The 13,868-nt window shown below is 65.7% G+C and carries 12 protein-coding genes; 6 read left to right on the plus strand and 6 right to left on the minus strand.

Features of this window, described 5'->3' with window-relative positions; all coding sequences use genetic code 11:
• Positions 1–19 precede the first annotated feature (19 nt).
• Genes BUS12_RS26245 through BUS12_RS26260 form a run of 4 tightly spaced genes read right to left on the minus strand, consistent with a single transcriptional unit; the run spans position 20 to position 3,109 of the window.
• The gene (locus tag BUS12_RS26245) at positions 20–1,024 is read right to left on the minus strand and encodes a S49 family peptidase (protein WP_074300329.1); all 1,005 of its coding nucleotides are present in this window, start codon (positions 1,022–1,024) and stop codon (positions 20–22) included.
• Positions 1,025–1,042: 18 nt separating this feature from the next.
• Positions 1,043–1,435, minus strand: coding sequence for a Rieske (2Fe-2S) protein (locus BUS12_RS26250; RefSeq protein WP_074300330.1), 393 nt, complete (start codon positions 1,433–1,435; stop codon positions 1,043–1,045).
• Positions 1,432–2,091, minus strand: a complete 660-nt coding sequence (locus tag BUS12_RS26255) for an HAD-IA family hydrolase (protein WP_074300331.1) — start codon at positions 2,089–2,091, stop codon at positions 1,432–1,434. The genes BUS12_RS26250 and BUS12_RS26255 overlap by 4 nt, the downstream gene beginning before the upstream one ends.
• Positions 2,084–3,109, minus strand: coding sequence for an RluA family pseudouridine synthase (locus tag BUS12_RS26260; protein WP_074300332.1), 1,026 nt, complete (start codon positions 3,107–3,109; stop codon positions 2,084–2,086). Before BUS12_RS26260 ends, BUS12_RS26255 begins: the two co-directional genes overlap by 8 nt.
• A gap of 731 nt (positions 3,110–3,840) precedes the next feature.
• Between BUS12_RS26260 and BUS12_RS26265 the strand changes: the two genes are divergently transcribed.
• The 6 genes from BUS12_RS26265 (at position 3,841) to BUS12_RS26290 (ending at position 11,344) form a co-directional block, all read left to right on the plus strand.
• Positions 3,841–7,206 (plus strand): Rne/Rng family ribonuclease, encoded by a 3,366-nt coding sequence (locus tag BUS12_RS26265; RefSeq protein WP_074300333.1) that lies wholly within the window; start codon positions 3,841–3,843, stop codon positions 7,204–7,206.
• A gap of 163 nt (positions 7,207–7,369) precedes the next feature.
• Positions 7,370–8,479: a GTP 3',8-cyclase MoaA gene (moaA, locus tag BUS12_RS26270; protein WP_074300334.1), complete on the plus strand. Its 1,110-nt coding sequence runs from the start codon at positions 7,370–7,372 to the stop codon at positions 8,477–8,479.
• A gap of 13 nt (positions 8,480–8,492) precedes the next feature.
• Positions 8,493–9,107: a molybdenum cofactor guanylyltransferase MobA gene (mobA, locus tag BUS12_RS26275; protein WP_074300335.1), complete on the plus strand. Its 615-nt coding sequence runs from the start codon at positions 8,493–8,495 to the stop codon at positions 9,105–9,107.
• 93 nt (positions 9,108–9,200) lie between these two features.
• Complete coding sequence (gene moeA / locus BUS12_RS26280; RefSeq protein ID WP_074300336.1) at positions 9,201–10,496, plus strand: molybdopterin molybdotransferase MoeA; 1,296 nt, start codon at positions 9,201–9,203, stop codon at positions 10,494–10,496.
• Positions 10,497–10,568: 72 nt separating this feature from the next.
• Entirely contained in the window at positions 10,569–10,844 is a 276-nt protein-coding gene (locus tag BUS12_RS26285; RefSeq protein ID WP_074301714.1) for a hypothetical protein, read from the plus strand.
• The gene (locus tag BUS12_RS26290) at positions 10,844–11,344 is read left to right on the plus strand and encodes a GNAT family N-acetyltransferase (protein WP_074300337.1); all 501 of its coding nucleotides are present in this window, start codon (positions 10,844–10,846) and stop codon (positions 11,342–11,344) included. The genes BUS12_RS26285 and BUS12_RS26290 overlap by 1 nt, the downstream gene beginning before the upstream one ends.
• Before the next feature lie 27 nt (positions 11,345–11,371).
• On the opposite strand, the gene BUS12_RS26295 is transcribed toward BUS12_RS26290, so the two are convergent.
• Positions 11,372–12,850, minus strand: a complete 1,479-nt coding sequence (locus BUS12_RS26295; RefSeq protein WP_074300338.1) for a DNA recombination protein RmuC — start codon at positions 12,848–12,850, stop codon at positions 11,372–11,374.
• Positions 12,847–13,836 carry a 2-hydroxyacid dehydrogenase gene (locus BUS12_RS26300; protein ID WP_074300339.1) on the minus strand — a complete coding sequence of 330 codons (990 nt, stop codon included), beginning with the start codon at positions 13,834–13,836 and terminating at the stop codon, positions 12,847–12,849. The genes BUS12_RS26295 and BUS12_RS26300 overlap by 4 nt, the downstream gene beginning before the upstream one ends.
• Between the last annotated feature and the right edge of the window lie 32 nt (positions 13,837–13,868).

Below are 13,868 nucleotides of genomic sequence, written 5' to 3' on the forward strand. Positions count from 1 at the left end.
CAGCGGCGGCGGCCCGCCCTCACCGCAAGCTCATCTTCCCACCCAGCACCATCGCATGCACGGCGGCGCTGCCCACGGCGGCGCCGAACTTGCGCGCCACGCGGTCGGTGATGCTTTCCTTCACCGTGTAATCGACGATATCCGGCGCCTTGATGATGTCGCGCGCCACGTAATCGGTATCGCCAAAGCCATCCGCCAGCCCCAGATCGACACTCTGCTGACCGGTCCAGAAGAGGCCCGAGAAGATATCCGGCGTCTCATGCAGCCGCTTGCCGCGACCCTCACGCACCGCGTCGATGAACTGCTGGTGGATCTGGTCGAGCATTTCCTGCGCATGCGCGTCCATCTTCGGTGTTTCCGGCGAGAACGGGTCGAAGAAGCCCTTGTTTTCGCCCGACGTATGCAGACGCCGCTCGACCCCGAGCTTGTCCATCAGCCCCGTGAAGCCAAAGCCGTCCATCAGCACGCCGATCGAGCCGACGATGCTCGCCTTGTCCACGTAGATCTTGTCTGCCGCCGCTGCCGCGTAGTAGCCGCCGGAGGCGCACATATCTCCCACCACCACATACAGCGGAATGGACGGATACTTGGCCCGCAAGCGGCGAATATCGCGGTTGATGATGCCCGCCTGCACCGGACTGCCGCCCGGACTGTTGCAGCTCAGGATCACGCCAGCCGTGCCGGCATCGTCGAAGGCGCTTTCCAGCGCGGAGTCGACGTCATCGGCATTCGCGTTGGTATCCGCGGCGATCTCGCCGTCCAGCGACACGAGCGCCGTGTGGCGCCCGGTGGTCGCCACCTTCTCGCCGGAAAAGTCGAACACGCCCCAGACGACCAGCAGCACGATGACGATGAACACGAAGCGGAAAAAGATTTTCCAGCGCCGCGCCGCGCGCTGCTCGCTGATGGCCGCGAGCGCAATGCGTTCGAGGGCGGCGCGTTCCCAGCCCGGTTCATCAGTTGGCGTCGGCTTGCGGCCCGCTGAGGACGGTTGGTTTGGATCGGGAGTGAGATTGTCGGCCATGCGTCGCAGATCGAAGAGTCAGGGGGTGACCGGACACAGGTCGTCGTCCGGCAGCCAGAATACCGCGCGGCCATCCGGCGTATCCCGTTCGTCGACCTGAACGGGACGCAGCCTGCCGCCACGGCACGGACCGCCGACACACTTACCCGTGTCCGGCGCGTAAATTGCGCCGTGCGTGGCGCACATCAAGTATAAGCCCGAAGATTCGAAGAACTGGCCTTCGACCCAGTCGAGCTCCATCGGCACGTGCGCACAGCGGTTCAGATAACCGTAAGCCTCGCCACCATAGCGGACAAAAAAGACTACCGCATCGCCGCCGGCATATTTAGCCGGGCGGCGCAGCCCGGCGCCGCCTTCGAGCAGTTCATCGGAGGCGCAGATCCGCACCGGTTCCATGGCGGCTGCGCTCATGCGTTCTCGAGCAGCCAGGCGGACAGCGCGGCGACGTTCGGCGCGACGAACTTCGGCTCGAGCGCGGCAAGCGCGGCGGCCGGATGGGCGCCGTAAGTGACGGCGATGCCCGCCACGCCGGCGTTGATCGCCATCTGCAGGTCATGGGTGGTATCGCCGACCATCACGGTGCGCGTCACGTCCTGACCCAGCTCGCGGGTCAGTTCGTGCAGCATCGCCGGATGCGGCTTCGAGAAGGTTTCGTCGGCGCAGCGGGTGCCGTCGAAGAGGCTCGTGAGGCGCGACTGGTCGAGCGCCCGGTTCAGGCCCACACGGCTCTTGCCGGTGGCGACGCCCAGCAGATAGCCCTGGTCGCGCAAGGCCTGCAGCATCTCGCGCACGCCGGTGAACAGCTCGGTGGTCTGGTCCTTGACCAGATAGTGGAAGCGATAACGCTCCGCCAGCCGCGGATAGTCCGACGGATCGAGCGTCGGCGCGGCGATCTGCAGGGCGTCGCGCAAGCCGAGGCCGATCACGTAGCTGGCCGCTTCGTCCGCCGGCACCGGCAAACCGAGATCGCGGCAAGCCGACTGGATACTCCGTGTGATGTGCACGGTCGAATCCATCAAGGTACCGTCCCAGTCGAAGACGATCAGATCAAATTGCTCTCTAGCCATGCAGTTCCGTCTCCGGGTTGGACCCTTGGTTCAGTTCATTGAGCTGGTCGATGAAGCGCCGGCATTCCGCCGGCAGCGGCGCCTCGAACTGCAGCACCGCGCCCGTGACCGGGTGCGCCAGCTTGAGCCGGTACGCATGCAGAAACATCCGCTTCAGCCCCGGGCGCGCATTGCTGCGCGCCAGATCTTTGTTCAGCGAGAAATCGCCGTATTTGGCGTCGCCGACAATCGGCAAGTCCAGATGCGCGAGGTGAACCCGGATCTGATGCGTACGCCCCGTCTTCAGTTCCGCTTCGAGCAGCGCGTACTCCGACCAGCGGTTGACCAGATTGAAAACCGTATGCGACGCGAGGCCGTCCGCCTGAACCCGCACGCGGCGCTCGCCGTCCGCCGTCAGATATTTATGCAACGGCTCCTTGACCGCCCGGCGGCGGCCCCAGTCGCTCGCCCACTCGCCATGGACGCACGCATAGTAGCGCTTGTCCATGCGGTTCTCGCGGATCTGCTCATGCAGGCCGACCAGCGCCGCGCGTTTCTTCGCCAGCATCAGCACGCCGGAGGTCTCGCGGTCCAGCCGGTGCACCAGTTCGAGGAATTTCGCCTGCGGACGCGCCTCGCGCATCTGCTCGATCACCCCGAAGGCGACGCCGCTGCCGCCGTGCACGGCGACGCCGGCCGGTTTGTCGATGACCAGCATGTGGTCATCTTCAAAAAGAATATTGAAATTAGCGGCCGGGACCGGCGTGTGAGCACTCGCTTCGGTTCCCTGGGCAATGCGGATGGGCGGCACGCGCACCAGATCGCCATGCTCGAGGCGGTACTGGGCGTCGACCCGACCCTTATTCACACGCACTTCCCCGCTACGCAGGATGCGGTAAATATGGCTTTTCGGCACGCCTTTACAGACGCGTAGGAGGAAGTTGTCGATGCGCTGTCCGGCCGCGCCGTCGTCGATCTCGATCATCGAGACCTGGTCGCTTGCGACCGATTTCTGGGATATTTTGCCTAACTCTTTCATTCTGAATATAATTTGCCCAGCAGTCTGCGGCGGCCGGCGCATTGTCCGGTATTCCGGCGGTCTGCGCAGGTGCAAGCGATAAACAGTCATTTTACTTGCGCCCGGGTCTGGTTGCTCACCCGCATAACGAGATGCAACAAGTTGTACGCACGGAGTCAGCACCCGGCAGGGACGGCGCCCACAGGCGCGTTCGGTCATGGTCGGCTCCGCGGAAACGGAATTTTGGTAAAAAAGAATTTAACTGCGAGCCTTGGTATCGGGCGGTTTGACGCCCTGCAGGACGAGGCTTCCAGTTGCGAAAATACGGCGTGCGCCCGAGGCGTCTTGTAGAAAGTACAAGACATGGCGACGTCAAAATGAGGCGAGACACCCCCGGCGAGAAAAGACGCGCCTTTTGCGCGAACTTCCCGCTGCGGCATGACCCCATCCTTCGACCCTCCGGTCACGCGCCCAGTTGGCGCACCGGCGCGAGTGGACGAAGGCAGATGCAAGGTCAGCCGGCAGAACCCGCGGCGTGTCGGGTCGTTATTTGAAGCCGTGTTCGCATGTGCCCTGCGGCACCGCGCCCTTTTTGTGTGGGCCGGGCCCTCTCAGGCAATTCTCCCCGCCATTTTTCCCGCTCCAGCGTGCTTGTGAAAACACAATAAGGCGCGGCATGCCGCTGCCCTGATCGTCCTTTGCGTCCGACAAACGTGAGGCGTGGGCAGGCTAAGCCGCTCTGGAGCCGTTCAATGAAACGAATGTTGTTCAACGCAACGCAGCAGGAAGAACTGCGCGTAGCCATCGTCGATGGGCAAAAACTCATCGATATCGACATCGAAACCGCCGGTCGCGAACAGCGCAAAGGCAATATTTACAAGGGCATCATCACCCGCATCGAGCCGTCGCTCGAAGCCTGTTTCGTCAACTACGGCGAAGACCGCCACGGTTTTCTGCCGTTCAAGGAAGTCGCCCGCCAGTATTTCCGTGACGGCGTCGACATGCGCTCCGCGCGTATCCAGGACGCCCTGAAAGAAGGTCAGGAACTGATCGTTCAGGTCGAAAAGGAAGAGCGCGGCAACAAGGGCGCCGCCCTCACCACGTTCATTTCGCTGGCTGGCCGGTATCTGGTCCTGATGCCGAACAACCCCCGCGGCGGCGGCGTGTCGCGCCGGATCGAAGGCGACGACCGTCAGGAACTGCGCGAAACCATGGCGCAACTGCAACTGCCGGAAGGCATGAGCATCATCGCGCGCACGGCCGGCATTGGCCGTTCCGCCGAAGAGCTGCAGTGGGACCTGAACTACCTGATGCAACTGTGGCGCGCCATCGAAGCCGCGTCGCAAAGCGGTTCGGCCGGCCAGCCGATGCTGATTTATCTCGAATCGAGCCTGGTGATCCGCGCGATTCGCGACTATTTCCAGCCGGACATTGGCGAAATCCTCATCGACACCACTGAAATCCATGACCAGGCGCGCGCCTTCATGGATATCGTGATGCCGGACAATGTCAGCAAGGTGAAGCGGTATCACGACGACGTGCCGCTCTTCTCGCGCTTCCAGATCGAACACCAGATCGAAACGGCGTACTCGCGCACGGTACCGCTGCCTTCCGGCGGCGCCATCGTGATCGACCACACCGAAGCGCTGGTGGCGATCGACGTGAACTCGGCCCGCGCCACCAAGGGCGCCGACATCGAGGAAACCGCAGCCCGCACCAACCTCGAAGCCGCCGACGAAGTGGCCCGCCAGTTGCGCCTGCGCGACCTGGGCGGCCTGATTGTGATCGACTTCATCGACATGGAATCGGCCAAGAGCCAGCGCGAAGTCGAACAGCGCCTGAAAGATGCGCTCAAGCACGACCGTGCGCGCGTCCAGATGGGCAAGATTTCGCGCTTCGGCCTGATGGAACTGTCGCGTCAGCGTCTGCGTCCGGCCCTGTCGGAAGGCAGCCACGTGACCTGCCCGCGCTGTAACGGCACGGGCCACATCCGCGATACCGAATCGTCCGCGCTGCAAGTGCTGCGGATCATTCAGGAAGAAGCGATGAAGGAAAACACCGCGGCAATTCATTGCCAGGTGCCGGTCGAAGTGACCGCCTTCCTGCTGAACGAGAAGCGCGCCGAAATCAACAAGATCGAGTCGCGTTTCAAGGTCAATGTCGTCCTGATCCCGAACAAGCATCTCGACACGCCGCATTACAAGCTCGAACGCCTGCGTCACGACGATGCGCGCCTCGACGAGCCGCGTGCTTCGTGGAAGATGGCCGAAGAAGCGGCCCGCGAACTGGAATCGGAAACCGGTTATAGCAAGCGCGCCGAAGAAGTGAAGCCGAAGCAGGAAGCGGCGGTCAAGGGCATCACGCCCGAGAAGCCGGCGCCGAGCGCACCGGTTCGCCCGGCTGCCCCGGCTACGCCTGCGCCTGTCGCAGTCACGCCGGCTGGCGGCGGTTTCATCGGCTGGCTGAAGAACCTGTTTGGCGTGGCACCGGCCGCGCCCGCTCCGGCAGCTCCGGCACCCGCCGAGAAGACGGCGCGTCCGGCCCGTGGCGATCGTCCGGAACGTGGTGAGCGTACCGGCGAGCGCGGCGGCGACCGCAACCGCAATCGCCGTGGCGGCGCAACCGGCCGTGACGGCGCCGCTCGCGGCGAAGCTGCTGCCGTCGGCGGCCGTCCGGGCCAGCCGTCGCAACGTCGCGACGAGCGGGAAGGACGCGAAGGCCGTGAAGCGCGCGAAGGTCGTGAGCCGCGTGAAGCACGCGAGCCCCGCGAACCGCGTGAGAGCCGCGAAGCCCGTGATGTCCGCGAGCCGCGTGGCAACCGTGAACCGCGTGAAGGCCGCGAACCCCGTGGCGAGCGCGAAGGCCGTGACAACCGTGCCGAGCGTGGCCAGGACCGTGCTGACCGCGGTGAAACCGTGGACAGCGCACCGCGTGCCGAACGTGGCGAGCGCCCGGAACGCGGCGAACGTCGTGAGCGTGGCGAGCGTCCGGAACGCGGCGAGCGTCGCAAGCAACAGCCGGAATCCGCCGAAGCGCTGGGCCAGGACGAAAATCAGGAACTGCTGACTCAGAACCAGGCAGGCAACCTCGAAGCTGGCGCGCCGGTCGATCAGGAAGCCGTGGCACGCGAAGGCGAAGAGCGTCGCCGCCGCCGTCGCGGTCGCCGTGGCGGTCGTCGCGAGCGTGAAGAAGAAGGTGTGAACGGCAACGTTGGCGTGGAAGGTGCCGAAGGTGCTGAAGCAGTCGAAAGCGCCGAAGCGGACAATGAAACGGCCAGCGCCGCGAGCGAAGCTCCGGCTCAACAGCCGCGTCACGAAGCGCCGGCAGTCGCGCCGGTCGAAGTGGTCGTCGCAGCGGTCGCAACGGAAACCGCCGTCGTCGCCGAACTGCACGCTGCAACCGAAACGCCGGTTCTGGCCGCCGAACAGGCTGCCAAGGCGGAAGCCTTCGTGCCGGCTCCGGCCGCTGAAACCGTCGTTGCCGAAGCCCCGGCGGTTGCACAGCCTGAGCCGACGCCGGTTCCGGCCGCAGCGGTTGCCCCTGAAGTGTCTGCAGCTCCGGTCGTGACCGAAGCCGCAGCCGCCGCCGTCGAAACGACGCACGCAGCGGTTGAAGCACCAGTGTTTGAAGCGCCCGTGCAGGCGCCGGCCGCGGTTGAGCCGATTGCTGCGGAGCCGGTGGTCGCTCAGGCGCCCGTCAGCGATGCCGCATCGGTAGCGCCGGCCGTTCAGGTTGCCGCACCGGTAGAAGCCCAGCCCGTGGCCGAAGCAGCGCCGCAGGTCCACGCCGAAGCCGCCGCTCCGGCAGTTCCGGCAGCCCCGGTCGCAGCGCAACCGGCGTTGGTCGCCGAACAGGCACCGGTGCAGGCAGCCGCCCCGGCTCCGGTCGCCGCCGCGCAACCAGCCGCACGCAACGGTCTGTCGCCGGAAGCCCTGCAGCCGGTGCTGGAAAACGCCGGACTGGTGTGGGTCAACACCGACACGTCCAAGCTGCGCGCCGCGCAGGAAGCCGCTGCGCAGGCCGTCAAGCCGGCCCGCGTGCCGCGCGAGCGCAAGCCGCTGCCGCCGGTCGACAGCGCGCCGATGCAACAGGTCGAGACGGCGAAGCACCAGCAGTAAGCCGTCGCTCCGGGGGCGGTGAGTTAGCCCCTGGTTCAGAAAGCCCGCCGTCACTGGCGGGCTTTTTTTGTTATGTTCGTGCACACGTTCGCCCCACTATGACCGCGCGCCCCTTCCGCTAGAATGGAAGTCTGCCTCCTTTAAAAGCACCATCCTGCCTTCCATGTCCCGACGCATCATCCCTGTTGCCGATGTCAGCGCAGTGCCGGTCGTCTCCGGCCCCGTGCAGACGCCAAGCGGCGTGCTGCGCGACACCCTGTCGCGTCCGCTGCGGGATTTGCGCATCTCGGTGACGGATCGCTGCAACTTCCGCTGCGTCTACTGCATGCCGCGCGCGGTGTTCGACAAGGATTACGGGTTCCTGCCGCATAGCGCGCTGCTGAGCTTCGAGGAGATCGAACGGCTGGCCCGCCTGTTCGTCGCCCACGGCGTGGAAAAAATCCGCCTGACCGGTGGCGAGCCGCTGTTGCGCAAGAACCTGGAATTCCTTATCGAGCGGCTCGCGCGGCTCACCACGCCGGATGGCCGGCCGCTCGATCTCACGCTCACCACCAATGGCTCGCTGCTCGCCCGCAAGGCGCGCAGCCTCAAGGACGCCGGCCTCACCCGCGTGACGGTGAGCCTCGACGCGATCGACGACGCCCTGTTTCGCCGCATGAACGACGCCGACTTCGCGGTGGGCGACGTGCTCGAAGGCATTGCCGGGGCCCAGGCGGCCGGGCTCGCGCCGCTCAAGGTCAACATGGTGGTCAAGCGCGGCACCAACGACACGGAAGTCGTGCCGATGGCGCGCCACTTCAAAGGCTCGGGCACCATCCTGCGCTTCATCGAATACATGGATGTCGGCACCTCGAACGGCTGGAACATGGCCGAAGTGCTGCCGTCCGCCGAAGTCGTGGCGCGGATTGCCGAGCACTTTCCGCTGGTGCCGCTCGAAGCCCACAGCGCCGCCGAAACCGCGCAACGCTGGGGCTACGCGGACGGCAGCGGCGAAATCGGCGTGATCTCGAGCGTCACGCGCGCGTTCTGCGGAAGCTGCACGCGCGCCCGGCTTTCGACGGAAGGCAAACTCTATCTGTGCCTGTTCGCGTCGGCGGGACACGATCTGCGCGCACTGATGCGCAACGGCTCAAGCGATGCCGAGATCGCCTCGGCGCTCGCCCACATCTGGCAGGCCCGCGGCGATCGTTACTCGGAATTGCGCGGCAGCAACGCCATCGCGCCTCATTCCCCGGAAGAGCGCCGGGTCGAAATGTCGTACATCGGCGGCTGAGGCTGCCTTGTCCATGAACCTCACCCCAGCGAACCTCACGGGCCTCGTCCTTGCCGGCGGCCGCGGCACGCGCATGGGCGGCGTCGACAAAGGGCTGCAACTGCTGCACGGCGAGCCGCTCGCGGCACACGTCCTGAAGCGGCTCGCTCCGCAAACCGGGCCGCTCCTGATCAGCGCCAACCGCCACGCCGAGGTCTATGCCGGGCTCGGCGCGCCGTTCGGCGCGGCCGTCGTGGCCGACACCCTGGCGGGCTTTCCCGGACCGCTGGCGGGTCTGCTGGCCGGTCTGCGCGCCGCCGGCACGGACTTCGTGCTGAGCGCGCCGTGCGATTCGCCCGGGCTGCCGGCCGATCTTGCCGCGCGGCTCGGCGAGGCGCTCGACGCGCACGGCGCGGATATCGCCACCGTCACCACCACCGACGCGCACGGACAGACGTCGATTCATCCCGTCTTCGCGTTGTTGCGCACGAGCCTCGCCGACGACCTGGCCGCCTTTCTGGACGCGGGTGAACGTAAGGTGCGCGCGTGGTACGCGCGCCACAAGACGGTGGAAGTCGCCTTTGCCGATGAGCGCGCGTTTTACAATATCAATTCTTTGCAGGAGCTCGCCGACCTCGAGCGTCACTGAGACGCCGCGGAGGTTGTAGCCGATGCCCTGCTCCAGCCGCACGGCGGCCGCCGGATCCGGCCGACCGTCTCCGGTCGCGACGCTCCTCCATTCATGACCACGCTTAACGAATTTTCCAACTGCGTCGCCCAGTACGATCCTCATGCGCTGCCGGTCACGGCCGCGCAGGCGATCGTGCGGCAGTGGGCCACGCCGGTCGCCGCCGTTGAACGCGTGCCGCTGCACGACGCGCTCGACCGCGTGCTGGCCGAAGACATCGTCTCGCCAAGCGACGTGCCTGCCCACGACAACTCGGCCATGGACGGCTACGCATTCCAGAGCGCCGCGCTCGCGGATGCATCCGCCACCGTCGAACTCACAGTCGCCGGCAAGGCGCTGGCCGGTCACCCGTTCGGCGGCGCCGTGGCGCTCACGCAATGCGTCCGGGTCATGACGGGCGCCTGCATGCCGGCCGGTTGCGATACGGTCGTGCCGCAGGAACGGGTCACGCGCAGTGGCGAGACCGTTCAGTTCGCTGCCTCTGCCGTGCGCGGGGGCGCCAACCGGCGTCTCGCCGGCGAAGACCTCGCCCGCGGCAGCGCAGCCTTGCGCGCCGGTCGCATCCTGCGCGCATCGGACCTCGGTCTGATCGCGTCGCTCGGCATCGGCGAAGTGCCGGTGCGGCGGCGTCTGCGCGCGGCGTTCTTTTCGACCGGCGACGAACTGCGTTCGCTCGGCGAACCGCTCGAACCGGGCTGTGTGTACGACAGCAACCGCCACACGCTGTTTGCGATGCTACGCCGCATGAATATCGACACGCTCGACCTGGGCGTCGTGCGCGATCAGCCTGCCGCGCTCGAAGCCGCGCTGCGCAGCGCCGCAGCCAGCGCCGACGTGGTCCTGACCTCGGGCGGCGTCTCGGTCGGCGAAGCGGATTTCACCAAGCAGTTGGTGCAGACTTTCGGCGACGTCGCGTTCTGGACGCTCGCCATGCGCCCCGGCCGCCCGCTCGCGTTTGGCCGCGTCTGGTCGGGCGACCGGCCGGGCCTTGGCCTGCCCGCCCTGTTCTTCGGTCTGCCGGGCAATCCGGTCGCCGTAATGGTCACGTTTTATCAGATCGTGCGCGAGGCGCTGCTGGTCATGTCCGGCGCCACGTCGCAACCGGTGCCGCTCCTGCAGGCCGCCAGCCGCGAGGTGATCCGCAAGCGCGCCGGCCGCACCGAGTATCAACGCGGCGTCGCCGAACGCGACGCCCGCGGCCAGTGGCATGTCACGCCAACCGGCTCGCAAAGCTCCGGCGTGCTCAGTTCGATGAGCGAAGCGAATTGCTTTATCGTGCTCGAACACGAGCGCGCTGACGTCGCCCCCGGCGAGAACGTCGACATCATGCTGTTCGACGGCCTGATCTGACGCCCCCGCCGGTTGCCCGCTCCGAACTCCTTACCCCTTACTCTTTACCTACGACCAACGGGTTTGACCTACATGAAAAAACAGATCTCTTTCATCGCGCCGGGACAGACCGCCAAGGCGCTGATCCTGGTGTATCTGACCTTCAGCGTGCCTATCGTGCTGCTCGGCGTGCTGGTCGCCTTTATCCGCTATGGTTCGGTCGAACTGAGCACCGTATTCAGCGCACTGCTGCTCAATGCGATCCTCGGCTTCGTGCTGCTGTGGATTGCCTGCCATGCCTATAACTGGGTGGCCTCGCGTTTCGGCGGCATCGAGATCCAGTTGAGCGACGTACCCGAGGAAGCGTAATGAGCGCAACGATCCGTGCCGCCACACCCGCCGACGTCGGCGCTATCTTTTCGCTGATGCTCGAGCTGGCCGAGTTCGAAAAGCTGACCCATCTGTTTGTCGCCACCGAAGCCGGTGTGCACGATGCACTATTCGGCGCGCGGCCGTCGTCGGAAGCCATGGTCGCGCAGGAAGAAGACGGCCGCATTGTCGGCTACGCGCTATTCTTCCATAACTTCTCGACCTTTCTGGGCCGGCGCGGACTGTATCTCGAAGACCTGTACGTGCAACCGACGCAGCGCGGCAGCGGTCTCGGCACCCGCATGCTCAAGGAACTGGCCGCGCTGGCCGTGGAGCGGCAATGCGGCCGCTTCGAATGGACGGTGCTCGACTGGAACCAGCCGGCCATTAGCTTCTACGAGAAGATGGGCGCGACCGTGTTGTCCGACTGGCGCGTTGTGCGCATCACGGGTGAAGCGCTGGAAAAGCTGGCGGGAACGGCGGCAGTGAACGCCGGGTGAAGGTCCGCTGAGAGCGTGCGTCTCTCGCTATTCGTCGCCATCCGCGCCGAGCAGCGCGTCCCCTAGCAGACCGCTCGCCTCATCCCCCGGCAGCGCTTCGACATCGCGCAGCTTGCGGTTCATCATGCGGGTGCGCGTCTCGGCGGCTTCGATCGAACGGGTCACCGTTTCGAGCTGCGACTTCGTCTTCGCCAGCACGTCGCCGAACTTGCCGAACTCGGTCTTCACCGCGCCCAGCACCTGCCAGACTTCGCTCGAACGCTTCTCGATGGCGAGCGTGCGGAAACCCATCTGCAAACTATTCAACAAAGCGGTGAGCGTAGTCGGGCCGGCAATCGTCACGCGGTAGTCCCGCTGCAGCATATCCGTGAGCCCGGGCCGGCGCAGGATTTCTGCGTAGAGTCCTTCGGTGGGCAAGAACAGCAGTGCGAAGTCCGTGGTGTGCGGCGGCGAAACGTATTTCTCCGCAATCGCGCGGGCCTCGGCGCGAATCCGCGCCTCGAGCGCGCGCGACGCGTCTTCGACCGCCACCGGGTCGGCCCGCTCCTGGGCATCGATCAGGCGTTCGTAGTCCTCGCGCGGGAATTTCGCATCGATCGGCAGCCACACCGGCACGGCGGGGCCATCCGGGTCCTGACGGCCCGGCAGCTTGATGGCGAATTCGACCCGGTCGGCGCTCTTCGGTATGGTCGCGACATTCTTCGCATACTGGTCCGGCGTCAGCAACTGTTCGAGCAAGGCCTCGAGCTGCACCTCGCCCCACGTGCCGCGCGTCTTGACGTTGGTCAGCACCTTCTTCAGATCGCCCACGCCCGCAGCCAACGTCTGCATTTCGCCCAGCCCGCGATGCACCTGCTCGAGGCGATCCGACACCTGCTTGAACGATTCGCCGAGGCGCTGTTCGAGCGTGGCATGCAGCTTCTCGTCCACCGTGCGGCGCATCTCTTCGAGTTTGGCCGAGTTGTTCGCTTCGATGTCCTTCAGACGCTGTTCGATCGTCGCGCGCACTTCGGCAAAGCGGCGGTCGTTCGCCTCGGTCAGCCGCCCCAATTGCAAGGTCAGCGTCTCGCCAAAATGCCGCAGCGCCACGCCCTGCTCGTCGCGCGCCTGCTGGGCCTGCTGTTGCAAGCTCTGGCGCGTCGTCTCGAGTTGCAGCGCGTTCGTCTCGGTCAGCTTGACAAGCTGTTGCGCGAAGCCGTCGATCTTGCCGCTCTGCAGCGTCGTCATGCTGGTGAACTGCGCGGCTAGCGTCTGCTGAAACTGCGCGAAGCCGCCGTTCAGTTCGGTACGCGAGACGCGGGCGGTTTGCTCGATCTCGCTGCGCAACTCGCGCTCTAGCCGCTCGAACGCACGCGTCTGCGCTTGCCCCGTCGAGCCGATGTGGTCACCCAGGCCGTCGATCTGCGCTTCCAGATCGCCGTGGCGGCCGCCGCGCATCAGGATCAGCAAGGCAATCGCCAACGCGACAGCCAGCACCACCACCGCCGCAAGCAAAATCATCGTCATGCGCGGGCCTTGCCGATCACGTCAGGATTGATCGGGTTCGCCGGACGTCCCGCATTCGGCCCCTCGCCGAGCGCCGCAATCAGATTGTCCGCGGCGAGATTGGCCATGGCGCGCCGTGTCGATTCGGTGGCGCTCGCGATATGCGGCGTCAGCACGACATTCGGCACCGTGAGCAAGGCCGGATTCAGGTTCGGCTCGCCTTCATAGACATCGAGCCCCGCCGCCGCGATACGTTTGGCGCGCAAGGCCTCGGCGAGCGCCGCATCGTCGACGATGCCGCCGCGCGCGATGTTGGTGAGCGTCGCGGTCGGCTTCATCTGCGCGAGTTCCGCGGCGCCGATGGTGTGATGGTTGTCCTTGGTATAAGGCAACACGAGCACGACGTGATCGGCCCGCTTCAACAACTCCGTTTTCGACACATACTGCGCGTTCAGCTCGGCTTCGATCTCCGGCGCGACCCGCGAGCGGTTGTGATAAATCACCTGCATGTTGAAACCGCGGGCGCGGCGCGCCAGCGCCTGGCCGATGCGTCCCATGCCGATCACACCGAGCGTCGAGCCATACACGTCAGTGCCGAGAAAACCGTCGTAGGCCCACTTCTGCCATTTGCCGGCGCGCAGCCAGTGTTCGGACTCCGTCACGCGGCGCGCCGCGGCCATCATCAGCGCCCAGCCGAAGTCGGCGGTGGATTCGTTCAGCACGTCCGGCGTATTGGTGCCGAGGACGTTCGAGGCATTGAACGCCGCCATGTCGAAGTTGTTGTAGCCGACGGCCATGTTCGACACCACCCGCAACCGCGGCGCCGCGGCCAGCACCGCCGCGCCGACCGGGTCGCCGGCGGTCAGCGCGCCGTCCTTGTCGGCGAGGCGGCGCGTCAGTTCTTCGGCGGAGAGGACTTCGCCGTTGTTCCAGTCAACCTCGAAATGCTGTTTGAGGCGTTCGATTACATCCGGAAAAATCGGACGGGCAACCAGGATCTTTTGCATTGCAATTCTCCGAATAGCGCGACGGAACCGTC

Source organism: Paraburkholderia phenazinium, assembly GCF_900142845.1.
GTDB lineage: Bacteria > Pseudomonadota > Gammaproteobacteria > Burkholderiales > Burkholderiaceae > Paraburkholderia > Paraburkholderia phenazinium_A.

What these genes read in the sequence shown, in the direction of transcription:
- BUS12_RS26245 (WP_074300329.1), bottom strand. Translation starts at nt 1,024, where the DNA reads ATGGCCGACAATCTCACTCCCGATCCAAACCAACCGTCCTCAGCGGGC.
- BUS12_RS26250 (WP_074300330.1), bottom strand. Translation starts at nt 1,435, where the DNA reads ATGAGCGCAGCCGCCATGGAACCGGTGCGGATCTGCGCCTCCGATGAA.
- BUS12_RS26255 (WP_074300331.1), bottom strand. Translation starts at nt 2,091, where the DNA reads ATGGCTAGAGAGCAATTTGATCTGATCGTCTTCGACTGGGACGGTACC.
- BUS12_RS26260 (WP_074300332.1), bottom strand. Translation starts at nt 3,109, where the DNA reads ATGAAAGAGTTAGGCAAAATATCCCAGAAATCGGTCGCAAGCGACCAG.
- BUS12_RS26265 (WP_074300333.1), top strand. Translation starts at nt 3,841, where the DNA reads ATGAAACGAATGTTGTTCAACGCAACGCAGCAGGAAGAACTGCGCGTA.
- moaA (WP_074300334.1), top strand. Translation starts at nt 7,370, where the DNA reads ATGTCCCGACGCATCATCCCTGTTGCCGATGTCAGCGCAGTGCCGGTC.
- mobA (WP_074300335.1), top strand. Translation starts at nt 8,493, where the DNA reads ATGAACCTCACCCCAGCGAACCTCACGGGCCTCGTCCTTGCCGGCGGC.
- moeA (WP_074300336.1), top strand. Translation starts at nt 9,201, where the DNA reads ATGACCACGCTTAACGAATTTTCCAACTGCGTCGCCCAGTACGATCCT.
- BUS12_RS26285 (WP_074301714.1), top strand. Translation starts at nt 10,569, where the DNA reads ATGAAAAAACAGATCTCTTTCATCGCGCCGGGACAGACCGCCAAGGCG.
- BUS12_RS26290 (WP_074300337.1), top strand. Translation starts at nt 10,844, where the DNA reads ATGAGCGCAACGATCCGTGCCGCCACACCCGCCGACGTCGGCGCTATC.
- BUS12_RS26295 (WP_074300338.1), bottom strand. Translation starts at nt 12,850, where the DNA reads ATGACGATGATTTTGCTTGCGGCGGTGGTGGTGCTGGCTGTCGCGTTG.
- BUS12_RS26300 (WP_074300339.1), bottom strand. Translation starts at nt 13,836, where the DNA reads ATGCAAAAGATCCTGGTTGCCCGTCCGATTTTTCCGGATGTAATCGAA.